We start from the raw sequence: 25,044 nt of genomic DNA on the forward strand, positions 1-25,044 counted from the left end.
ACGCTCCAACGAACACCCTCTGCAAACACAATCTCGGTAATATTGACAACAGCAGGCTCTTTAAAGAAGCTATCCACGGTTATCTGATCGCCGCTTGGACGATGAATCAGTACCAGTGCTGTACCATTGCGACTGACCTCTATGTCATCAGCCATAATGGTGTTATCAAATATTATTCGGTCTGCATTACTACCATAAGTATCGGCGTTCCCTGACGACTCATAAATAGTGTCCTGACCAAAACCAACAGAAAAGTAGTAACTGTCATTTCCACTTCCACCATATAATTGATCATTTCCGCCACCTCCGGTCAGCTGATCATTCCCGGCATCACCATAAAGCCGATCATCACCATAACTTCCCTGAACAACATCATTGCCATCTCCGCCATGAATTGTAGCGCGATAATCCCCCCCCTTAAGGTTTTCATCACTTGAATCCCCGGTAATATCAACTACCGCTAAAGCAGGGTTTTCGGCTTTATGTAGATCAACGATGGAATTAATATTACTGGCATTCCAGACAACATCGTTGGAGAAACGGATTTCGTTAATGTAATAATTGGATTTGAAATTCGAGTAAAAATATCTATTGATGATGAGACGATCACCACTGGTGCGGGACTGAATGATCAGATCATATCCGGATTTAATCGCCCAGAAATCATTGTCGCTCAGCTCACCCCGGAAATCGACTACATCGGCTCTCGATGAAACAGATGTCGAATCATTGTTACTGATATAGTCTTGACCAAAACCTGCTTCAAATATGTAAGTATCATTACCATTATCACCATACAAACGGTCATTTCCGGCACCACCGATCAGCAGGTCATTTCCGTAGCTACCATACAAGGAGTCGTATCCATACATCCCCTGCAAGGTATCTCCATTGCTACTACCATGAAGAGCATCGTTTCCTTCTGCACCATTTAGTGAAGAACCTTCGTCATAGGCATATAGAGAATCATCATGACCAGTGCCTTGAGTAGACCGTAAAATGATCTCGTCAAGATGCCAGACAGTGCCATCAGCAAACTGAATTTCATTGATTTGGGCAAAGTCATATTGCTCAAAGCCACCAATGGTAATCCGGTCAGTAGTGTTGACAACACTCAGGATCAGATCATTTCCACTAATGTGTAACGAAACATCCCGACTCTGGATGGTGTCATCAAAACGAATCACATCTATACGTGAATCAGAACTTTCCTCATTATAAAGCAGATCCTGGCCAAAACCGGCACTGAACGAGTACACATCATTGCCCGCACCACCATACAGGGTATCGTTACCAATGCCTCCAACGAGAATATCATCGCCGGACTCACCATGTAGATAGTCATTACCATGCCCACCTATCAAGGTGTCATTATCGCCCCTACCATACAGAGAGTCGTTGTCGCGCCCACCGATCAACTGATCGGCTTTGTTTTCACCATAGATGGTGTCATTGCCCAGACCGCCATCAATGCTGTTGCTGACATTAACATCACCATAGAGGGTCTGGTTGTAGTCAGCTTCACGCTTGGCCAGTTCTCTAAGATCATCAACCGTCCAGACAGTACCATCGCTAAACTCGACTTGATTGATAAGCGTATTTTGATAGCTTGGGTGATAAAAATAAGCCAGTTCCAACCGATCTTCCTTACCGATGAAACCAATCATCAAGCTGGTTCCAGAACGATAAAGCCGCGCATTCTCAGGTGACAAAGAACCACCAAATCGAACAATATCCATGCGTTTGTCACGAGAGGCACTTTCTGAACTATTATTCAAATAGTCCTGGCCAAAACCATCTTCAAAAATGTATGTATCTGATCCAGTACCTCCATTCAGGTTATCATTCCCTTCACCACCTTCCAGGATATCGTCCCCACCACCACCGTAAAGAGTGTCGAAACCGATGGAGCCGATAAGCACATCATTACCATTGTTGCCATCTAAACTATCGGCACCAGCATTTCCGACAAGTGTGTCGTCTGCATCCGATCCAGTCAGCGTATCATTGCCTTCTCCACCATTCAGATTGGTATATTCACCTATGGTCCATAACCGATCATTCCCATCTGTCGCAACCACAGACAAATCGATTAAGTCTGTTACCCCCCACGATGAACCATCTTCAAAAGCTACCTTACCGATCTCTGCTGTGGTCCGAGAAAAGAAATTATTTATCGTTACGCCGTCACTGGTACCTTTCAGTCCAAGACGAATATCATGTCCGTTACGAGTAACTCTGATATCATCTTTTGTAATCCCCGCTCCAAACTTTAATACATCCTCATGGCCATTTTGCAGCGAATCATAAAAGTATTCATAGGTGTAGATAGTGTCCCAACCATCACCTTTATTGAAAAGATAGACATCCACACCACGACTACCATAAAGCCTGTCGTTACCAGTATTTCCCTGTAAGGTATCGTTGCCATATTCAGCGAACAAAGTATCATTACCCGAGCCCCCAATCAGGTAATCATCTCCAGAACCACCCTTTAAATAATCATTGTTCGCACCGCCGGAAAGGATATCGTTTCCGCTGTCTCCATATAGAGAATCAGAACCATCATGTCCGAACAAGCTATCGTTGCCGCTGCCGCCACGAAGAATATCGTTATCATCGTATCCATATAGCTTGTCATTGCCATCATAGCCATACAGGGTATCTTTCTGAATATTACCTTCTATGACATCATTTTGATCCGTACCAAAAGCATTAACGTTGATTTTCTCAATATTACGACGCTCGTTATTAATGGATATCAGCGCAGACTGGAAGTCCTGTACGGATGAATCTATTTCTTCTGTTTTGATCAGACGGGAAGCACCATCATAGTAGTAGCGTGTCAGCAGACCATTCGGATCAGAAGACAGAATCCGTCGCCCGGCGGCATCATAATGATTCTCGCTGATCCGGTCATTGTCACTGGCGGTTATGCCTGTATCACTCAGCGTTGTTGGAACAGTACCATCATCACGCCACCATGCCTGGGCATTGACCCGATTAGCATATACGGTGGTTTTAATAATCCGATCATTCGCATCATAACTATATTGAGTAATTGCACCAGTACCATCTACTGTAGCAATTTTGCGATTACGGGCATCAAAAAACTGATAACTGCGTACACCATTGGCATCCTGCTGCGCGACAAGATTTCCATTTGCATCATAACGGTATTGACTATTATATTGAGTGGCACCGGTAGCACTGGCCAAGGTTTTACTGATGGTCCTGCCAGCATGATCATAAGCTGTGATTTCAGTGGACTGATTAGCGTATTTGACAGTCAGTTGCTGCCCTGCGTCATCATATGTATAGACAGTTGCTGCTGATAGAGGATCGATCTCACTAATCAGACGTCCGATACCATCATAATTAAATAGCTTAACTTCTAATTCAGAACCGCGAATAATCGCTCGGGTCCGCAATTGCCCGTAAACATCATATTCGTAGGTGAAGTACTTGGTTTGATCATTTTCGACGCCAGTACCTTCCTCATCGACAACATCATATTCTGTACTGGTGAACAACTGACCCGAGCCATCGTATGTATAAGTCACCAGACTCATGCCACTCTTACTCTGTTCCTGTCCCCACTGACTCAACTGAGATTCTGTTAACGCTTCATCCTCAGCCAGGTCTGCAAGGTTGTACCGAGCTTTCTGCCAGCCAAGATGCTCGACAAGTTGTCCCAGAGAGTTATACCGATACTCATTGACAGAGCCAGCAGCGCTGACTTCGAAACGTAAATTTCCGTGACTGTCATATATTCGACGCTCTGTGGTTGGTTCATCCGCCTGCTCCTCACCACTGCCATCGGGGTCTGGTATCAGAAAAGTTGTTCTGGTTAACCAATGATTATGTTCGTCATAAGTTGTTTTAATGGTATTACCCAGAGCATCCCTTCTGAGTATTTGATTACCCTGTTGATCATATTCGAACGTAACAACATAACCACGGGCATCGGTTACTGAGATGACATTATTATTGTCATCATATGTATATGTGGTAACGGCTCTTTGGCCATCCACAGCGGGGGTCAGCACTTGCTCTATCTGACCTGTAGCACCGTAACGATAAGTCCATATCTGCTGGTTGGCATCTATGATAGTGGTACTACGACTGTCCAAATCATAACTGAGAGTAGTACTGTTGCCATCGCCATCGGTGACACTGGTCAATCTCCATTGACCGTCAATCTCCTTATAATCAAATGACTGGACGATACCAGAACTGTTACTGACAGAGGCCAACCGCTGAGAATCACCATGATAAGTATAAAAAGTTTGATATATTTGGCCATCTTCAATACTGCCATCTGATGGTGTCAGATCCATTGTGACCGACACCAGGCGCCCAAGAATATCGTAAACATATCTGGCACTGGTGATAAGATGGTTATCGCGATTGAGCTGAATCGAAACGACTCTACCGTCACTATCGTATTGATATGTTAAAGTTTGTTGATCTGCCGATACGATGCTCTCTAGCTGGCCTGAATCATTGTAGTTAATCGTACTGGTCTGATTATTAATATCACTGAAAGCAATCAACCGCCCATTGCTATCAAACACTTCAGTGTTACCACTACTTCCATCATGCCATATCCATTCATTATTGCCGCCTTGACGAACCAGATAGTCGTAAGCACCTTCACCATCTGTCGTCACAAAGCGACCACTGACAGCATCCAACAAAAAACGTGATTCAGTACCATCAATATCTATTCGTTTAATCTCACTGGCACTGATAGCCACAAGACGCTGGCTATAGCTTTGCAAGAAAGAACCACCTCTGGCATCACCTCGAATACCAAGGCTGTTATAGATCATGGATATAGAAAAATCAGTTCCTTGAGTAACAAAACTGTCATCTTCACGGGCTATTACCAGATTACCATTTGAAATATTGACGGTTAATTGTTGCTCAGAACCATTACTGGATGTCTTCAGAGGATTTACAGTTAATTCAGATCCCAGTATTCCCAAACCTTCATTGCCAATAACAGTAATCATGGAAAATTCCCTAAAAAAGCGATATCTAACTGTATCCACAGATTGCTTACGATCGTTCAGTCAAAACCTCAAAATTGACAATACGTTTACACAATTAATCTAATAACCCCCTAATAGCTTTTAAAAGAAAACTCTTTATACTGTGCTGCCTAGCTTTCACTTTAAGGAGGCAAAATGCCCAATAACTTATTTTTCTCCTATGATCTGGTCGAACAGGAAGACCGCAAAGAACAAATAGACAAAGCCATTCAAAGCATGGGAAATGCAACTCCGCTAACCAAGAATAGTTGGTATGTGAATTCTCCTATAACCGCTCACGAGGCCACTAGGCGACTGTCAGGATTGTTAACCGACGAAGATATTCTAGTTGTGGCCGATACTTCGAACGATCAAAGCGCTTGGTTCAACCTCGAGGAAAAGAAAGCACGCAGAATCACCCAAAATTGGAAAATGTAGTTTATCCGGCCAGCCAACCGTTTTCTGGCAATGAAATTTTCCTATAGGCTTTTTTGGGCATTCTTTATGAGTAGGTAGTTTCCTCTATCGCATGCCCCTAATCCGAATATTTCGCCAATCCACAAATTCAAACAGTTAGCCAGTTACAGCATTTTTCTGAGAGCTAATCGCTGGGCCAAGAAGGGTGTTTCGGATCATGTTTTTCAGCACTTCAAGCGGTGGACGTTATCAAGATTCAGGTCGATCAGGCTTCGCTTGATAGCACGATCGTCAAAGTACATTCCGATGTACAGGAGCGCTGAAGAAAAACGACCCACAAGCTATTGAGAAATCAAGAAGTGGATAGACAACTAAAATTCATATGCGTCGGATGCTCAAAGCGTTGTGATGCTTTCTTTATCTCCTGGTCACGCTAGAGGGGCGAACGTTGCTGAGAACCATGAAAGGACGGCACAAGCGTTATAATGGATAAAGCATATGAAGGAAATGATACGCGCCAACTGGTGCTGAATCTGGGCAAAGTTCCTGTTGTAGCACCCAAGGCGAATCGAATCCCTCCTTGGGAGTACGACAAGGAAATGTACAAGAAACGAAATGAGGTAGAGCGTTCGTTTCGTTGACTGAAAGGGGTCAGAAGAATTTTCAGTCGTTTTGATAAATTGGATGTGATTCTTGAATTTTTTATCAGTTTTTCACTGATTGCAGATAAACTCATTACTGCAGATAGGTCCTAGTTGACCATCATGATTGATCGCTGTTTCTGCCAGGCTTAACCAGGGACTGATGTAGTTGGCATGATCGTTCATCCACTTGGTCACGCTGCTGACCGGTTTGATTTAGATCCATAAATCCGGTTGAAAACACCGGAAGCCACTATGCCTCTGGATCGCGGAGCAAAAACATGAGTTTTGGATTTAAGGAAACAAATGACACTAACGATTAATTGATTGGTTGTGAAAAACCATTTCAGGATATGGGTTTGAAATGTGACTGGTGTTGTAGATAGAGTTCGAATTTTTTGATCGGCATGGGGCGGCCATAATAGAACCCCTGTGCTTTTTCACAACCCATTTCCACAAGCTTATGAGCCTGCTCACGGGTTTCCACTCCTTCGGCAATGGTGTGCATGGAAAGACTGGACGCCATGGAAACAATCGTACGAATCAATACGGCGCTTTGTTGTGATTCCAAGATCTGATTGATAAATGATTGATCGATTTTTAAGGTATCGATTGGAAAGCGGGTTAAATAGCCCAGGGAAGAATACCCGGTGCCAAAATCATCGATAGCAATTGACATACCCGGTTCCTTCAACTCCTGCAGGGATTTCATAACATCATGCCGATGATCCATCAGAATACCTTCAGTGATCTCTAGCTCGATCCATTTAGGGTTGCAGCCGGTATCTGACAATGCCTGCAAGACCATGGCGGATATCTCTGGATCAGCAAACTGTCGTGGCGACAGATTGACGGAAATCACCAGCGGATTGCTACGATCCTGATTAAGCCGCAGCGCAGTCATGCAAGCCTGACGCATGATCCACTCGCCCAGTTCAACGATGAAACCATTCTCTTCAGCAATATGAATAAAACGATCAGGTGGAACCAATCCTCGTTCTGAATGTTGCCAACGGATCAGTGCCTCGGCACCAATCACTTCTCCGCTGTGCAGATGAATTTGAGGCTGAAAAAACAACTGCATTTCATTCCTGGTGAGGGCCTTGCGTAAATCGTTTTCCAATTCAAGTCGCTCCCGAACCTGAACGGTCAGGCCGGAATGATAAAAACACAGTGTATTACGTCCGGAGTCCTTGGCATGAAACAGAGCCGAATCCGCAGAACTCACAAATTCACTTGTGAAAACACAATCATCTGGATAAATGCAGGCGCCGATACTGGCCGTAACAGAGATTTCCCGATCATTAATCAGGAGCGGCTCTCGAATGATATCTAAAATATCCTGTCCTTTATGGCGAACGATATCTCGGCTTGGATCATTCGGAATCAGGATGGCAAATTCATCTCCACCAAGCCGGGCCACAATATCACCGTCTCCTACTTTATCCAGTAGCCGTTCTGCCATCTTACTCAGCAGATAATCACCAGAAGCATGACCTAGGCTGTCATTGATATTCTTAAACTGGTCCAGATCAATCATCATAAGACCCACACGGCAATTCTGCTCACTGGCCTGACTCAGCACATCATCAACTGTGTCACTGAAGTGGGTACGGTTGGGTAACCCGGTCAAAACATCATAGTACGATAGGCGGTTCACCTGCTGACGGTATTCATGAATATCGGATATATCACGCGCTACTGCGAGCACACTAACCAGCTCTCCATCACGATCATATTCCGGAACAAAACGCACAAGAGCAGTAACCAACACCCCATCCTGACGTAAAATTTTTGTCTCCAGACTGAGGTTTCTACCTGTCTTCAGTACTTCGACCAATGCCTCATCCACTCTGGACTGAGGACTGGCCTTTAGCTGTCCTTGCTCCACCATTTTTTGCCTTGCCGTTGCCGGCGATATTCCTAACATTTCATTGAGAGGCTTTCCCACCAGCTTTGCCAATGATGGGTTGGCATAAATCAGGCGACGGTCACAATCGTACCGACAGATAATATCTGGAGAGTTTTCCACCAGCGTGCGGTAAGTCTGCTCACTCCGATACAACTGCTCTTCAATCTCCTTGTGAGCAGTGATATCCCGGGACACCACCAGTATTTCATTGATGTCTCCTCTACGATCAAACTCGGGTGTCAGAATCAGATCCAGGTAACGTTTGCCGAAGCGTTTGGTATTCAGACAAATGGACAATGTTTCACGAGTTTTGGTAGCCGCCACCCGCAAAATCGTATTATAAACCCCTCGGGAATCATCTCCTCCCAGATTATCGTCTAAAGGCGTTTTTCCAACCAACTCTTCCGCGCTTTTCCCAACCAATTCTGTAAGGGCTTTGTTAACGAACACCCGACGACCCTCCAAGTCATAACGGGCAATGGCATCTGGAGAGTTTTCCACCAGCGTTCGAAATGCCTGTTCACTGGTGAACAGACGGTTCTGGTTTTCATATCGCTCCGTGATATCCCGTCCGATGAGCAGGACACTGGTAACATCACCAGATCCATCAAACTCCGGCACGCCACGCATTTCAAAATAATGGACTTTTTCATCAACCGCCTGAAAATGCATCACTATCACTCCAGACACAGCAGTTACAGCTACATTTTTGATAAATGCGGTTAATCGTTCGGCCTGGTTCCCTACATTGTCGATATCCAAGGGCTTTCGACCAATAGATTCTTCGGCACTCAGCCCGGTTATCCGCAGATAGGCCTGATTGACATACAATCGACGGGCCTCTTTGTCATAGCGAATGATCATATCAGGAGAGTTTTCAATCAGCGTGCGAAATTCCTGAGCCTTTCTGGCTCGCTCCTCTTCGACAACTGTTACCTTGGTAACATCACGAGCAAGACCAACAACAAAGAGCAGTTTGTCCTGTAAATCCTTAATATATGTTAGGGTAATATCAAAATAACGCTGCTGATCTCTGAGTACAAGAGAGGCAGTAAACCGATAAGAGGCTTCGGATTGAACAAATTCCTGTTCATAGAGAGCCCACTGAGCTTGAAACCCAATCGGCATCAGTTCTTGCAAAGTTCGTCCCTGAGCCTGTTTATTGGTGAGATCCATATAACGCTCGGCTGTCGGATTCATCCAATGCACCACCAGTTGTCGCGAAGCCGACAGATCCAACAGAAACAAACCCTCTGAAATCTGTTCGAATATCGACTGGGAAACGAACGGAGACAGATGCATAGGATTTTCATGACCAGCGTCATCAGCTAAATTCACTTGTGTCCTATTTTTGAGGGGGGAAAAGATGTGCGCGACAAGATCAGATGTAGGATGGGGTAAAGCAATCATAACATGCTGTATTTTACTGGAAGACCCAAGCCCAATGATATGAGCACAGCTTCCCTTTTGACGCACTGACTCCAAACAAGTACCCAGAACTGCATTGTTAAGCTCCTCACATAACTCATGCAGATAATGGGCTGCACTCAGTTGTGAATCCGTCAAGCTAAAGCATTTACCAGTAGACTCACTGTGATAGAGAATTCGGAACTGGTCATCAGAGTTCGTAATAATTAGAGCAGACGACGGCCAGCCCGCAAGCAGACTGGCCACCAGATCCTCGTTGAATAATCCGTTAGATAACAATTTTGACAGCGCTTCTGACGAGGCCATAAATATTGTGTACCCTGTAAGAAATATTTGTCAGAACAACGCAGGGTCTGTCAGCAATATTGGTACACAGTTCTTTAATACCACTTATTTTATTGCGTCGCCCTGATCATATACCGGTTCCCACACAACTGGCATCCACCAGATGCATTTTCACAGTATAGTACGTAGCAGCTAATGTCGATACAGGTGCATTAAATATCGGAAAGCAATCAAAATAGGAGATAATCAACGTGAATATGTCTGAGAATGTTTTTCCAGCCAACCTTTGACAGACTGGCTGAAGTGGCGTTTTGAAACAACAGGGGGGACAGTATCGGTCAGCTGAAAGCCGCTCCGCTTTTACCGCCGACTTTTTTGAGAATCAGGGCAAGAGGGCAGAAACCGGTAAAAGCAGCCTGGAAAAGATTCAGCCCGACGAAGGTTGTCAGAAATAACCAATAGGGATGATGAATTTGCGACAACAGCAGGCTTAACATTATGACAAAGCCTGCAAATGCCATAACAATGCGATCAATATTCATGGTTCAAAATCCTGATTTATTTAGATAAACTATAAATTAGCATATTCTAATTTATAGTCAATGATCTCATTGCAAAAGCTCTAGATAAACCGGATGTCGAAATACAAGAGGAGCTTTCTGGGTCACTCTCACTCAAAGATGCTTTGTTATCGCAACAACAAAACACTTTCCCTCATTTTCTCAAATTGGATATTACGATATTAAGTTGGCAAATACAGTTTCTGCAAGGTAATCAAACAGTCCCATACCGCCATCATTTGCCACGCTTACAACATTGCTACTTTTTTTAACCAAGCGTCATTACGGAAAAAGTGTAATCGGTCTCTTGAGTACAGTTCACCGGTTTGAATTTAAGTACCCTCTTGCGGTAACCACCCAACGGTTTTCACTGCCTTTATTTTCCTGAACATATCGATAAAACGCTTCATTCGCTTTGCTTACCTGTTCCAACTTCGTCAGGCAATAACCCAACAGATACAGTCGATAACTCTTGCCCTTTCGCCCAGCACCGCTCAGAGTTTCCAGCATTGGCAGCGCTTTGGCAAACTGACCAGTGGCCAAGAACTGATAAGCATTCAAAATCTGGAATGCCTGATTCTGTTTATCCTGAACATCCAGTTCTTCATATTCATTGATGAAGTGTACCCAGCCATGCGTTTTAATGCGGTGCCATAGTTGCAACCATTGCAAACGTTTGGATTCCGGAAAACTCTGCAGTCCGTCCTCAATAAATATTCTGGAATCATGAAGTTCATCTTCTACCAACATATCCTGAATCATGATGATGAGCTGCAGCTCATCACCACGAGTACCCGGTAACGACTCGATTTCCCCCAGATCCACTTCAGGGAAATCTTTGCCAGGTTGCGCATACTCACTGCCCATAGCGGATTCCGGTTCTGCATCCTCAGTCGGTTCGGAGAAAGCTTTGGCCTGCGCTTTGAGTCGGGCCCGGATCTTCATAACCGCTTCCGCTCTGGGGATATGCAGTTCTTCGTTGGCTACTCGCAGTAAGTCAGAATAGTTAACCAATCCGAGTTCAACCAGTATCTGCCCGAGCAAACGCTGTTCGTGATTCTGCTTTTGAACACGCAAGGCCTTTTCCAACTGCTGCTGACTGATCAGCTTGCGGGCAACCAACAGACTGCCTAATTGCTGGTTGTTAACCATGGTATTTCCCCATAAGTGCGATACCGTATTCCATATTCAAACATTTGGCGTTCATGACCGCTATATATTATTAAAGTCTATATACCATTAAAGCCTCAGAATCGACTAATGGAAAATATTCATCCATTTGATAACAGAACTTCTCACTTGGTCACACTCCTGACTGACGCCTCAGAAACATCCCCAATACCGGTTTCAGAGATTCTATAACACCCCCACCCTGCAGATGTTTGTCATCAGGATTCTATTTTTTTATATTCTGCGATCATCATTGCGGTCACTACCATTATGTCTTTTATCGGTCATTTTGTCCGCGACTTAACAACTTTCATCGCCACCGAATCCAACGTTCAGAGTCTCTGTCGCTTTTTTCGTCTCTACCTAATGTCCAGAGGAGTTACACATGACACAAGCATGGACACATTCACTGCAATCGATCAACATCTGCCTGATTAATCAGTACTGAGGTTTTTTATGTTACATGTGGTGTTATTTGAGCCAGAAATTCCCCCGAATACCGGAAATATCATCCGGCTATGTGCCAATACAGGTGTGCAGCTGCATCTGATTCATCCACTTGGTTTTTCAATGGATGACAAACTACTTCGACGGGCAGGACTCGATTACCATGAATATGCCTCAATCTGTAATCATGACGACTGGGCATCTTTCCAACACAATTATGCCGAACAATGGCACGGCGACCCGAAACGGATCTTCGGCCTCACCACAAAAGCCACTCAATGGCCCAGCCAGACAACCTTCCAGGATAATGATGCATTGGTATTTGGCCCTGAGACCAGAGGGTTACCAGAAAGTATTCGTGATGGGTTGGGAATGACACAACTATTGAGGTTACCCATGCGGGAAAACAGCCGTAGTATGAATCTATCCAATGCAGTGGCGGTTATGGTCTATCATGTCTGGGGAGAACTTGGATATCCCAATGCAATATAGCTATTATTTTTGATAGCCTCTGGTCAGTTCATTACTCCAGATCTTTTGTGTGATGACACGCTATCGTAACAATGACCATAAGGCTTACTCATTATCCTGCCAGCCTTGGAGTCGTGATGAGATTGTTGAACTCCCGTCTTGCAAGACAATTGATGTATCGGGTAATACTGATCCTCGCAATCATTTCGTCTTCAGTGATTGTGTCCGAATTCTATCTTATTTACCGATTGCAGGTGGAAAATCAGTATCAAAGCATCAACCAGATGATGCGCACTCTGCGACCGATCCTATCTCAGTCACTCTGGAATTTTGATGATGAAGCCATCAACTCTCTGGCAAAAACCATGCTGCTAAATCCCCACGTCTCTGGCGTCATTATTAGCGATGATACTTTGAAGGTCATCGCCCAGTATGGCGAAATCACCCCTCTGCATAATCTTTCTTTTGCCGAAGAAGGACTACAATCGCAAAACAGTCGACTCATTTACTATAACCGTATTGTTTATCTGGGCCTGAAACCCAAAGAAATACTGATCGGTCATGTCGCTCTTACAATTACCAGTGAGGGCATCTGGGCAGGGCTCATGCCGGCGCTGAAAGTACAGACAAGCATTGGACTTCTGGCTCTGGCACTTACCGCTTTTTTTTACCACCGCATGCTGACTCGCAATATCTCCACACCAATCAGCAAGCTCAGCGAAGGTCTTGCTCACTATCGTGCCGGGCAAATTCATCTTGATGATATCTCCATTACTCATGATGGACTGCAGAACAACGAACTGTCTGATCTACTGCATCAATATCACCATCTACTGGAACGACTGAGGGAACGGGAAAAACAAATTATGTTGCATCACAAAAATTTGGAAGCAGAAGTACATCAGCGAACAGAACAACTACTCATCACAAATAATCATTTGCTCGAATCTTTGGAAAAACTAAAACTGGCACAGCAGGAACTGATCGAACAGGAACGGTTAGCTTCTCTCGGAGAGCTGGTCAGCGGAGTAGCACATGAAGTCAACACGCCTCTTGGAGTGGCTATCACCGCAAACAGCTTTCTCTGGGAAGAGATACAACAGGTCGCCAGACAACTCACTGAAAATGAACTGACCCGCACGCAAATGGACAGTTTTATGACTTCTGCCGAAGAATCCTGTCAGATTCTCAGCGACAACCTGAAACGCGCCGCAGAACTGATTGAAAGCTTTAAACAAGTTGCCGTCGACCAGACCCATGAAGAACTCAGAACAGTGCAACTGAACTCTTATATACACACGCTCGTACGTTCACTACAGCCACAGATGAAACGTTCACAAGTAACGATCAAACTGGATCTGGATGAGTCATTGACTGTCACAACCTATCCCGGAGCCATTGCACAGCTACTGACCAATCTAATTATGAACGCCTATATTCATGCCTATAATCAGGGACAGACAACCGGTGACATCGTTGTCTCCTGTCATCATGTGAACAACCTGATTCAACTTCAGGTCCGTGATTTCGGCACAGGCATGGACGCCGCCACCAAAGCTAAAGTCTACGAGCCATTTTTTACAACCCGTAGAAGCCAGGGCGGTACCGGCCTCGGCATGAACATTGTTTACAATCTGGTAACTCAGAAACTTCATGGCAAGATAGATGTTAAAACCGAACCAGGTAAAGGCACTGCTTGTCTGATTACTTTTCCAAGCAATACAGAAAGTCCCCCTTCTGCAGAATCAATGGAACGCCACTAACGAGACATCCATAAAAAAAGGAAGCAAAACTGCTTCCTTTTTTTATCATCCGGCAACCGCCGGGGTTGCCAAGCGATCAGAACTTACATCTGACCGTGGAAAGTACGGCTGATTACATCCTGCTGCTGTTCACGGGTCAATTTTACAAAGTTGACCGCATAACCAGATACCCGAATGGTCAGCTGCGGATATTCTTCCGGACGCTCCATGGCATCCAACAGCATTTCCCGATTCAACACGTTCACATTGACATGGTGGCCTGTGGCATTGAAGTAACCATCCAGAACACTGCTCAGGTTTTTCACCTGGGCCAGGCGCTCTTTACCCAGGGCTGCCGGTACCATGCTCATGGTGTAACTGATGCCATCCTCTGCGTGTTCATAAGGTAGTTTGGCCACTGATAACAGTGATGCCAGCGCACCTTTAGTATCACGACCATGCATCGGGTTGGCACCTGGTGCGAATGGTTCGCCGGCTTTACGGCCGTCCGGTGTTGAACCGGTTTTCTTACCATAGACAACGTTGGAAGTAATGGTCAGTACACTTTGCGTCGGTTTGGCATTCCGGTAAGTTGGGTTTTCACGAACATAGTCCATGAACTTCTCTACCAGAGCCGTAGCAATACTATCCACCCGCTCATCATTGTTACCAAATTTCGGGAAATCCCCTTCAATGACATAATCAACCACCAAACCGGCTTCACTTTTAACAGGCTTGACAGTGGCATACTTGATAGCACTCAAACTATCGGCTGCAATTGAAAGCCCGGCGATACCACACGCCATGGTTCTCAGCACATCACGATCGTGCAGAGCCATTAACGCAGATTCGTAAGAATACTTATCATGCATGTAGTGAATGATATTCAGAGCATTCACATAGGTACTGGCCAACCACTTCATGTAGTAGTCAAAGCGTTCCACCACTTTGTCATACTCCAGCACCTCAGCATCCATAACGGCCATTTCAGGACCGACCTGGGCACCGGACTTCTCATCACGACCACCATTGATCGCATACAACATGGTTTTTGCCAGATTGGCACGGGCGCCAAAGAACTGCATCTGTTTACCAATGGCCATTGCCGATACGCAGCAGGCAATGCCATAGTCATCACCAAACTTATCGCGCATCAGATCATCACCTTCATACTGAATGGATGATGTATCAATACTGACTCTGGAACAGAACTGCTTAAATCCTTCGGGTAACTGATTGGTCCACAGGACTGTCAGATTAGGTTCAGGAGCCGGACCCAGGTTATACAGAGTATGCAGGAAGCGGAAACTGTTTTTAGTCACCAGTGAACGACCATCCAATCCCATACCACCAATGGCTTCAGTTACCCAGGTTGGATCACCAGAGAACAACTCATCATATTCAGGGGTTCTGAGGAACCGTACCATACGCAGTTTGATCACCAGATCATCGATCAATTCCTGCGCCAGCTCTTCAGTCAAAACGCCACTTTTCAGATCGCGCTCAATGAAAATATCCAGGAAGGTGGACACACGGCCAAAGCTCATTGCTGCACCATTCTGACTCTTCACTGCTGCCAGATATGCAAAATAAGTCCACTGTACGGCTTCGGTTGCATTTTTGGCTGGTTTGCTGATATCAAAGCCATAGCTCTGTGCCATCACTTTCATTTCCTGCAAAGCTTTTATCTGCTCGCTCAGTTCCTCTCTCAGACGAATGATATCTTCATCCATATTTGCAGGAGCGCTTGCTGCTTTTTCAGCCTTTTTCCCTTCAATCAGACGATCAACACCGTACAACGCTACCCGACGGTAATCACCAATAATACGGCCACGACCGTAGGCATCAGGTAAACCAGTAATCACACCCGCCTTACGACAGGCCAGAATTTCAGGAGTATACGCATCGAATACACCTTGGTTATGGGTTTTGCGATGAGCATAGAAAAACGCTTTTGTGACCGGATCCAGTTCACGGCCATACACCTCACAACTTCCTTCAACCATACGAATACCACCATATGGCATGATAGCGCGCTTGAGAGGCTTATCAGTTTGCAAACCGACGATCTTTTCCAATGACTGGTCAATATAACCGGCCGGATGAGAAGTGATGGTCGCTGGATTGTCCACGTCAAAATCCAATGGACCGCCCAGACGGTTTTCTTCTTTCATCAGCTCCATGACCTGTGCCCAGACTTTTTGGGTACGATCAGTGGCAGCAGCCAAAAATTGATCATCACCGTCATAAGGAGCGTAATTTAACTGAATGAAATCACGGACATTGATTTCCTGCTGCCAGCTTCCTGCCACAAAGCCTTCCCAGGCTTCTTTAGCACCTACACCTGCGGCAAAATCGTCTGTATACATGAACATCTCCTCGGGAAATATTTATAAAAAAAACTGGTAAAAAAGGAGAGTCCGGGTCGAGTCAGCAATTAGATGAAACATGAAAGCCGAGCCTCGAAGAGCGATACATTCCTGAACGTATGTTACAGATTACCGATAACAGCTGGACAGGCCTGGCACGAACTCTCCCGATTGATCAGATCACCCGATCAATTTACACCGGAAAGATTAGACCTTAGTCGGCGATTCGAATTGACACAGATCACCCTGACAATCAATTTTGTAATAAAACTACGTTTTTTATCGGCCAACCCCGTTTGTGATTTTCCTATGCGCGAAATTACGCAAAACCCCCATAAAAACAGGGGTTCAGGATAGCAGACAATGAATATTCGCTATTGAGAACAATCCGTTATCAGCGAAATTACGCAAAAATAGCCCTTGACATTTATTATTTTGTAATTTTATTACAGCATTATTATGTCAGTGGTAATGACACAAATCTGCTATCGTTAGCACTGCACCATCACCAGGAAATCCAAGCTTGTCGTCCCTTACTTTGATAATGCTCTCTGCTCTGCCAGTCTATTCAAATTCCCAGCCAGTAGATCAAATTACCCAGCCATTACAATGGGCTACAGATACATTTGCCATGTCAGAATTGTGCCCACCAGAAGACGACTATATTCGCTGGAACTATCAAACAGAGCATCTAGTACAAACCCGAAAAGCAAAGCACATCAATGACAACAACACATTAACAATAGAGCAGTCCATTACAGACAACTCGCGATTTGGCTTACAGATCAATCATCAGAATGCACTCTGGCGCTATAAACTTGGTGACCAGTTTCTCAAGTCTGACACCTCCAATTCGACAGTGACGGGCTCCTGGAAGGGCGAGTGGCATAACCAGATGCTATCTGGCCAGATTGGTCCGGAACTGCTAAATATTAGCACCCACATCTCAACCAATACCGAGCTTGGTTACTATCACAGTCGTAAGCATTACGATTTTAATTACCAGGATGATTTTGGTCGAACGGCCACACTGTCCTCGTCGGTTCAGGGGATCTATAGCCGCTGGAACAATTGTCACCAGCGTTTGGATATTTTAGTGGGTGACCGGGATTTCAATATTTCAGCATGGTTGACTAACCGCTCAGAACGACCGGTATTTCAAATCAAATTATCCCATCATCCAATTCAACTTAAGGAAGACAACAAGCTGACCCACACTGAAGGTTATCTGACAATGTGGTCTGCCAGTTTTGAAATACTGCCGCTATTATCCAACGGCAGCATCGGTCTCCATGCCAACGCCATACAGCTTGACCAGAGCGGCCAGGTGTGGAGTGGTGATGAGATTACCGGGAACAACTATATTACTGAGGTTCAGCAGGTGAATGGCAATATCAGCGCGCTCAGCCAGGGTATTCATGCAAACTGGCACGGGTTCAACGAGCCCTGGAATACCACGTTCATTTTAGGTGCCAGAATTGATTATTGGCAGATCAATGGAGAGCTACAAGCCTGGCAGCCATTATTCGAAGGCAGTATCGTGACGCTCACAACACTTGACCAACAACCAACTCAGGAGTCAGCCCTGACGACGACCCTGACAATGACCATCAGCAAACGTTGGCACGACCTCGAACTGCAATTATCGACCAGCCAGCTAATCGGGCTTGACTCCCAGAAAGCAGACAACTCCAACAACTACCGTGCAGCACACTATAATCTGAGGATGCCTGTCAAACCAACGACACCACCATCAACCAAACACCTTCATAAAGGCCTAGGTGGTAATCTGAGCGCCATCACCATCCAATACCATTTCTAAAACACAACAGCTCAACATTACTTACTTTTGTTTACTGACGGTTTGCTGACATAATTGGAACTGCTACTATTCGCAGTTACATTTTCCTCCAGGCAAATCTCTATTCTCCTAATGGAATGGGTTGCTGATGACCAATAACAGCTCTTATTTAAAATAAGGAAGCATACAATGAAACTCGTCAAATACACTCTGCTGGTATGGGCAGCCCTTGCCCTGTCTGCCTGTAATAGTGGTGGTAATGACTCTAAAGGCAGTACCCAGCAGTCAAGAACCAAAGAAGAAGTACTGACCCCATTTCTGAAACAGTTTAACCAGTTTTTTTTATCCCAGGGAGAAGCCGCTAATTACGTATTAGATTCAATATACTACAACGAATTGCTGAGTAATTTTTACAGTTCCGCCTTGGAAGATAAGCTTCATAATGTGCATATTTATCTGGAAGGCTGGAGCGACTCTGACATCCGCAAAACCGGAGAAGTGCTTGCCAACATGCTCGATATGCAACACCTGAGCGACAATCAGTACTTACTGACCTTTAACACTGACAACGCCTGTGCCGACGCCAGTGTGAGAAATGAATGTATCAGCGCCCTGAACCATTACGCCATCACTGCCAACTATATTTCCAGTACAGATGGCTCGCTAATATTCAAATATGATGGCGACCCTATACTCGAACTCGAATATGGTGCCAACTCTGATCATTTCAGCATTACAGTTGATCTTGAAGAATCCATCAACCTGCTGGCACAGCTTGGATATGACCGGAGCTCTCTGCCCGATAGTCTGGAAGGTAAGGCGAGCTATTCTGTTACCACAGCGAATAGTGGTCACATCAAAATAAGCTTAGCCACCCCTGAAGCGATCCATTTCTACAATAACGGTAATGACCTGAGGCTTCCCCAGAGTGATCAGCTTTTAACGATTGAAACCGATGAGCAGTCTGGGCAGCTAAAACTGAGTATACAGCTGAATGACGAAATCACATCTCTCTTCTACTACGATGGTTCACTTGGCGAGGAGTGGCGGGGGTCCTTATTCGGCGATGATATTCATCTCGATCTTACCCTGGACAACACCAATAACTCCCTTGCGATTAACAACAGCTCGATTAATAAGTTGGACATATATTTGAGGGACAGAAGGCTAACCTTCCTGGAAACAAGCCTGACCCCGTTCAACGGTATATTCCAGAAAATCAACGATCCATTTTATGGCAACATTTATCAAATCAGCATTGATGACAACACTGCCTGGAGCTTCTACGGTGACGACATGAACGCTTACGACGAGCCTGTTAGCAACGGCATAAGCGACGGTAATCTCAATCTGGAATATGCCGTCACGGGCGGTACCATCTTACAAAAGTCTTTTACAAGCGAGTTTGAGGCCGGCCGGACGAACCGGGTTGTCTCAGGTAAGTTAAAAGCCTACAAAGCTGTTGACGGCCGTGTCATCATAGACGACGAAATCCTGTCTGCCGGGGACACATTCTGAGCAGATTCTCCCTCTACCGGCAGGCTTTTAAGCCTGCCGGTTATCCTCGCTAAAATAAGTCCATAAACCGGTAATACATCATCCCCAGAGCCAACAGGGGCGAGCGCAATAACGGTCCACCGGGAAATTTCATATGCCGAATTCGTTCAAATACTTCGATCCGGTTGCTTTCAAGACAAATACATTCAGCCACCAACTGGGCTGCAATGTGAGTGGCGGCAACCCCATGACCGGCATAAGCCTGAGCATAATAAATATTAGGGCGCAAACGCCCTATCTGCGGTAAACGGTTAGCACCGATCCCAAGCATCCCCCCCCATTCGTAATCAATCTTTACATCCTTCAGCCACGGAAACAAACGCACCATACGGGGCTGAATAATGGCCTTAATCGACTTGGGGTCACGCCCGGAATAGGTGCAGCGGCCGCCAAACAACAACCTGTTGTCTGCACTTAAACGATAGTAGTCCAGGGCAACATTCTGATCACAGACTGCCGTGTTTTGCGGCAGAATGCGCTTGCACTGCTCATCACTCAGAGGCTCGGTCGCGACGATATACGTGCCAGTCGGCAGCACTCTTGAGTCCAACTCTGGATGCAACCCAGTCACATAGCCATTGGCACAAATTACCAATTGACTGGCATTCACCAAACCTTTTTCTGTGTAGATTCTGACCCGTTCACCTTCCTCGATGCGAATGACGGGACTATCCTCAAATATCTGCACCCCTGCGGCTGCGGCTGCGGCTGCCTCTCCGGCAATCAGATTCAGCGGATGTAAATGCACTCCGCCCCGATCCAGCAAACCGCCAATATAAGCATCCGTACCGACCACCTCGCGAATTCTATCCGCCGGGATCAACTCCATGTCATACCGGTAACCGACTGACTTCAGCCATTCATAGTCCTCGCTGAAATCTTTCATGTGACGAGGCTTGGTCGCAAGATCACAACTCCCCCGCTGAACATCGCAGTCAATACCGAAACGCTGAATACGGTCCAATACTACGTCTACGGCTTCCAGACCCATTCTGGCAATCGTGTCCACACCCTGTTCACCGATCTGGTTACGAAACTGCTCCAGATCATGACCAATTCCTCTTAGAACCTGTCCGCCATTACGGCCCGAAGCTCCCCAGCCAACTTTCCTCGCCTCCAGTACAGCAACCGACCTGCCTCTGTCCGCCAGTTCAATTGCGGTATTGATACCACTGAAACCGGCTCCGATCACACAGGTGTCAACATCAATAGAGTGTCGCAGCAATGAATAGTTCTGGGGATAGCGTAGGGTGGCAAAATAATAAGAATCAGGATGTTGATCACTGTGTATGGAAGGATTCAGATACATATAAAAACCTGCTGTATAGATTTGCCGGAAATTTTTGACACAGCTCTATGCCACTTGCAAGCAGCATGTTACATTTCTGACTTCATCGCAGCTGATCAGCTGCGATGTTTATTCCTTTCCCATAGAGAAAACTGTCACTGTGAATTTTGATCTTTTCCAAACCTATGACGCCCTGATCTTCGATATGGACGGCACCCTGGTTGAAAGCGGGCCACTGCACGAAGAAGCCTGGACCCGTACCCTCAAAGCATTCGGATTACCAATCATAAAACCGATGATGCGGGCTTTGTGCGGCGTTCCCACCAAAGAAACTCTGGAAATCATTGCTCAGAAGACCAATACACCACTTCGCGTTAGTGTCACTGAAATGAATGATTTCAAAGAAACCATTGCCAAATCCCTCATGCACGATTACGTCAAGCCGACACCAATCGCCGATATTGCACGCTACTTTTACGGCAAAAAGCCCATGGCTGTAGGCACCGGTGCCTACACGGAGGAGGCAAAAGCGATACTAACAATATGCGGCCTTGATCACCTGTTTAATGCCATTGTAGGTGCCGACCAGGTTGCTAATCCCAAACCAGCACCGGACGTTTTTTTACGGGGCGCTGAACTGACTGGGGCGACTCCTGAAAAATGTGCAGTTTTTGAGGATGCAGAACTGGGCCTCCAGGCAGCAAGAGCGGCTAATATGACCGCCTATGACGTACACGAACATTTTGGTTATGTAAACGAATATTTTCTCGACTGAAACCGACAAGCCGAACATGGAACTTTTGCCGTATCAGAGCGAGGATACGGTTTTGCCCGAAACAACCATTCTCTCCCGGTTCCTACTCCTTAAGTAGCACTTTATTCCGTCATTTCTGACTTGCACCAGCAATTGACCTGAAGGTAAGGTGATGCTTGACGCATCATATAAACCGATATTCATTGTCGGCATTACCTGCGTCCTTATAAAACAACAACAAAAATGCATTAATGAAGGTATTTAGGTATGAAACTCTGGTGGTTGATGACCCATCGCCCTGAGTGCAGCTACACCCAACTCAAGCAACGTGGCTGTCTGGCAATTTACTGGAAAGATTTAGGCTCTCTGGACCGATATATCCGGGTTCGCAATGGCTGGGAACGGCAACTGAAAACCTATATCCAGGTCAAAGGTGACGTGGTCTTCGGCCAGAATCCAAAATGGCGCAAGGATTATCGGGAGCTGGATCAGGTGCCGCAGGCATTTATGAATTTTCTATCCATCAAAGCGGGTGATCTGGTGATTGCCCTTGAGGCTGGGGCCGCCACTCAACTCGGTAGAACTGAGGCTTTGGGAGTAGCGGAAGTGACTCAGGACACATTAAACAGCTATCGCTATGATGATCGTTTTGACTATGCGCACAGCGGTAGTCATGGACTGACCTGGCATGATTGGGACCGCATCCATTTTGGCGAACCCAAACTGCCGAAAAAGCCATTTATTTCCGTCACAGAGGACAACGGCCAGGAGTTCGAACGGGCACGCCAGGCACTTGACTATCTTAATAACCGGAGTCCGGCCTGAGCCAGATACTGGTGTCATGGAACGCAGCGCCGCCAGCCGGATACCCGGGCTCTGACGAGGTCAGCAGATTGATCCCCTGCCCCTCGATAAATGATTCATCCGGCCAAAGTCCTTCAACAACCACGGTGTCAGCATGTTGTCCGGTCGCCGCCTCCGCTACCAGCAACACTGATCCTTGAGCATTACCAATACGGACACGCGCTCCATCAGCCACCCCCATACGGTTCAGCACATCGACATGAATCCGGGCTTTTGGCTGCTGCTCTTTTTTACGAGAAGAGGCTATTTCATTGAAACTGGAATTAAGAAAGTTTTGTGCTGGCGCCGTTACTAATCTGAAAGGATACTGCTCTGAGGTCTCATCTGTCACCGCCCAGTGATCAGGCAAATCCGACATACCCGGTGCCTTTGCGCCTAACGATGCCCAGTCCGCACGAAAATGGAACTTGCCATCAGCATGGAGAAAGCCATTCAAAAAATGTGATTCCGCAAATGGGGTGCTCACGTCCAAACCCCGCTGATCATGAATTTCCTGTGCACTTGGGTAACCGGATGCTTTTAATGATTCATCCAGAATATCCCAGGCATTCATATCAAAACTGCGGTGCTTCACTCCCAGGCGCAGTCCAAGAGCACTGATCACCTCATGATTGGAACGACACTCACCCGCTGCCGGCACCACCTGTCGGGCCACCTGCAAAACCGCATGGCCGCCAGGATTATAAATATCATCATGCTCCAGAAACATTGTGGCAGGTAAGACAATGTCAGCCATCTGCGCAGTTTCAGTCATAAACTGCTCATGTACGCAGACAAACAAATCTTCACGACCAAAACCCGCCCGGACTTTGGCCGATTCGGGAGCCACGACCACTGGGTTGGTATTCTGAATCAACATGGCCATGACCGGAGGACCACCACAGAGAGCCTCACTATCACCGGTAAGAATATCGCCAATACGAGACATATCGAGCGTTCTGATTCCTGGCTGTTTCAGCTCTTTAGCTTCAATCAGTTGCATGTCCACCTTAGCCAGAGCACTGACCGAAAACAGCGCACCACCGCCCTCCACGGCCCAGGCACCGGTGACTGCTGGCAGGCAGGACACAGCATGCATATTGACCGCGCCGTTGCGGGAGCGCGAAAAACCATAGCCCAAGCGCAAATACGATTTTTTTGTACCACCATATAAATGTGCGAATGCTTCTATCGCCTCAACGGTCAATCCCGTAATGGCGGCAGCCCAGACCGGTGTTTTATCCCGCAAATGCTGCTCCAGTGCCTCCGGTTCATCGGTATAACGCTTCAGATAGTCCCAATCGGCATACCCATCCCGAAACAAGACATGCATAACCGCACAGGCCAGCGCGCCATCCGTACCCGGACGGAGCGCCAAATGTACATCCGCACGCTGGGCGGTTTTATTAAAATAAGGGTCCACCACCACTAACTTGGCACCATTACGCATACCCTCCAGCGCATGACTCATCACATGCACCTGCGTGGAAACCACATTGGCTCCCCATATCACAATGACTTCAGACTTCGCCATTTCGCGTGCATCAACGCCATTAAAACCACCGGCTCCGGCCTGCCAACCTGGATTAGACAAACCGACACATATCGTGCCGGCCATATTGGAATAGCCCTTGGCATGGCGCAGACGGTTAATCCCCTTGCGCATCAGCAATCCCATCGTCCCGGCATAAAAATAAGGCCATACAGCCTCTGCACCATACTGCTGTTCCACCCTGGTAAAAGCTTCAGCCACAGTATCCAGCGCCTCATCCCAGGATATTCGCTCAAACTGACCACTGCCTTTTGGGCCAACCCGTCTGAGAGGATGTAATAATCGCTCCGGGTGATACATCCGCTCCTGATAGCGGGCCACCTTGCCGCAAATCACCCCACCGGTATATGGCAGATCTTTAGAACCTTTTACTTTGCCAATGCGATGGCCATCAATACGTTCGACTTCCAGAGCACAAACACTGGGACAATCGTGAGGGCAAACGGAGTAGACAGTTTCTTGGGTCATTTGATGAGGCTCTTTCTCTACGGGACGCTGAAGTTTACAACAGACCCGCTAAACAATTGCAAGTGTAAACAGTTCCTGTTCGTAATAGTCAGGATTACTGGCATGATAGAACTCAACAGAACAAATTCTGAAAAAATTCAATGCTTTAGAAGATCCATCTCAGACACTTTCTTGTGACCCCAAAGAGACAAGTGTTATGATCCCGCCTCAATTATTTTTACATATTGTCACCAGCATCAGATGCCAGTAAGCATTTCTTTATTTGGGCTGTCGAATGATTATCGGAATAACGAAACTGTTTAA

14 protein-coding genes and 1 pseudogene (1 of these 15 cut by a window edge) are annotated in these 25,044 nt (G+C 46.1%); 8 read left to right on the forward strand and 7 right to left on the reverse strand.

Annotated elements, in window-relative coordinates:
* The coding region annotated (locus ACQY6I_RS18910) for a calcium-binding protein (protein WP_428243069.1) crosses the window boundary (this coding region is incomplete at its 3' end): on the reverse strand, positions 1–5,018 show 5,018 of its 31,081 nt. The annotated region extends 26,063 nt beyond the left edge of the window.
* A 174-nt stretch (positions 5,019–5,192) separates the two neighbouring features.
* Here ACQY6I_RS18910 and ACQY6I_RS18915 point away from each other — a divergent pair.
* Both ACQY6I_RS18915 and ACQY6I_RS18920 read left to right on the forward strand, forming a co-directional pair.
* Positions 5,193–5,474: a hypothetical protein gene (locus ACQY6I_RS18915; RefSeq protein WP_428243070.1), complete on the forward strand. Its 282-nt coding sequence runs from the start codon at positions 5,193–5,195 to the stop codon at positions 5,472–5,474.
* 144 nt (positions 5,475–5,618) lie between these two features.
* A pseudogene (locus ACQY6I_RS18920) lies at positions 5,619–6,208 on the forward strand (IS5 family transposase); the annotation flags it as partial.
* A gap of 232 nt (positions 6,209–6,440) precedes the next feature.
* Here ACQY6I_RS18920 and ACQY6I_RS18925 read toward each other — a convergent pair.
* From ACQY6I_RS18925 to ACQY6I_RS18935, 3 genes are all read right to left on the reverse strand, one after another.
* Positions 6,441–9,344, reverse strand: coding sequence for an EAL domain-containing protein (locus ACQY6I_RS18925; RefSeq protein ID WP_428243071.1), 2,904 nt, complete (start codon positions 9,342–9,344; stop codon positions 6,441–6,443).
* Positions 9,345–10,057: 713 nt separating this feature from the next.
* On the reverse strand, positions 10,058–10,261 hold the full coding sequence (locus ACQY6I_RS18930; RefSeq protein ID WP_428243072.1) for a YgaP family membrane protein: 204 nt from the start codon (positions 10,259–10,261) through the stop codon (positions 10,058–10,060).
* Positions 10,262–10,597: 336 nt separating this feature from the next.
* Positions 10,598–11,431: a hypothetical protein gene (locus tag ACQY6I_RS18935; RefSeq protein ID WP_428243073.1), complete on the reverse strand. Its 834-nt coding sequence runs from the start codon at positions 11,429–11,431 to the stop codon at positions 10,598–10,600.
* Positions 11,432–11,905: 474 nt separating this feature from the next.
* Between ACQY6I_RS18935 and trmL the strand changes: the two genes are divergently transcribed.
* Positions 11,906–12,388: a tRNA (uridine(34)/cytosine(34)/5-carboxymethylaminomethyluridine(34)-2'-O)-methyltransferase TrmL gene (gene trmL / locus ACQY6I_RS18940; protein ID WP_428243074.1), complete on the forward strand. Its 483-nt coding sequence runs from the start codon at positions 11,906–11,908 to the stop codon at positions 12,386–12,388.
* A gap of 116 nt (positions 12,389–12,504) precedes the next feature.
* On the forward strand, positions 12,505–14,130 hold the full coding sequence (locus ACQY6I_RS18945; RefSeq protein WP_428243075.1) for a sensor histidine kinase: 1,626 nt from the start codon (positions 12,505–12,507) through the stop codon (positions 14,128–14,130).
* An 83-nt stretch (positions 14,131–14,213) separates the two neighbouring features.
* Here the strand turns inward: ACQY6I_RS18945 and pflB are convergent, their stop codons facing one another.
* Positions 14,214–16,478, reverse strand: a complete 2,265-nt coding sequence (pflB, locus tag ACQY6I_RS18950) for a formate C-acetyltransferase (RefSeq protein WP_428243076.1) — start codon at positions 16,476–16,478, stop codon at positions 14,214–14,216.
* A gap of 523 nt (positions 16,479–17,001) precedes the next feature.
* On the opposite strand from pflB, the gene ACQY6I_RS18955 reads away from it, so the two are divergent.
* A complete protein-coding gene (locus ACQY6I_RS18955; RefSeq protein ID WP_428243077.1) occupies positions 17,002–18,300 on the forward strand; it encodes a hypothetical protein in 1,299 nt (432 codons plus the stop codon).
* A gap of 168 nt (positions 18,301–18,468) precedes the next feature.
* Complete coding sequence (locus ACQY6I_RS18960; RefSeq protein ID WP_428243078.1) at positions 18,469–19,797, forward strand: hypothetical protein; 1,329 nt, start codon at positions 18,469–18,471, stop codon at positions 19,795–19,797.
* A 49-nt stretch (positions 19,798–19,846) separates the two neighbouring features.
* On the opposite strand, the gene ACQY6I_RS18965 is transcribed toward ACQY6I_RS18960, so the two are convergent.
* Entirely contained in the window at positions 19,847–21,145 is a 1,299-nt protein-coding gene (locus ACQY6I_RS18965; protein WP_428243079.1) for an NAD(P)/FAD-dependent oxidoreductase, read from the reverse strand.
* Positions 21,146–21,284: 139 nt separating this feature from the next.
* Between ACQY6I_RS18965 and ACQY6I_RS18970 the strand changes: the two genes are divergently transcribed.
* Positions 21,285–21,899, forward strand: a complete 615-nt coding sequence (locus ACQY6I_RS18970) for an HAD-IA family hydrolase (RefSeq protein WP_428243080.1) — start codon at positions 21,285–21,287, stop codon at positions 21,897–21,899.
* A gap of 246 nt (positions 21,900–22,145) precedes the next feature.
* On the forward strand, positions 22,146–22,703 hold the full coding sequence (locus tag ACQY6I_RS18975; protein WP_428243081.1) for a hypothetical protein: 558 nt from the start codon (positions 22,146–22,148) through the stop codon (positions 22,701–22,703).
* Here ACQY6I_RS18975 and ACQY6I_RS18980 read toward each other — a convergent pair.
* Positions 22,681–24,741: a molybdopterin-dependent oxidoreductase gene (locus tag ACQY6I_RS18980; protein ID WP_428243082.1), complete on the reverse strand. Its 2,061-nt coding sequence runs from the start codon at positions 24,739–24,741 to the stop codon at positions 22,681–22,683. The genes ACQY6I_RS18975 and ACQY6I_RS18980 overlap by 23 nt on opposite strands.
* Positions 24,742–25,044: the final 303 nt, after the last annotated feature.

Source organism: Gynuella sp., from assembly GCF_050297175.1.
Classification (GTDB): Bacteria; Pseudomonadota; Gammaproteobacteria; order Pseudomonadales; family Natronospirillaceae; genus Gynuella.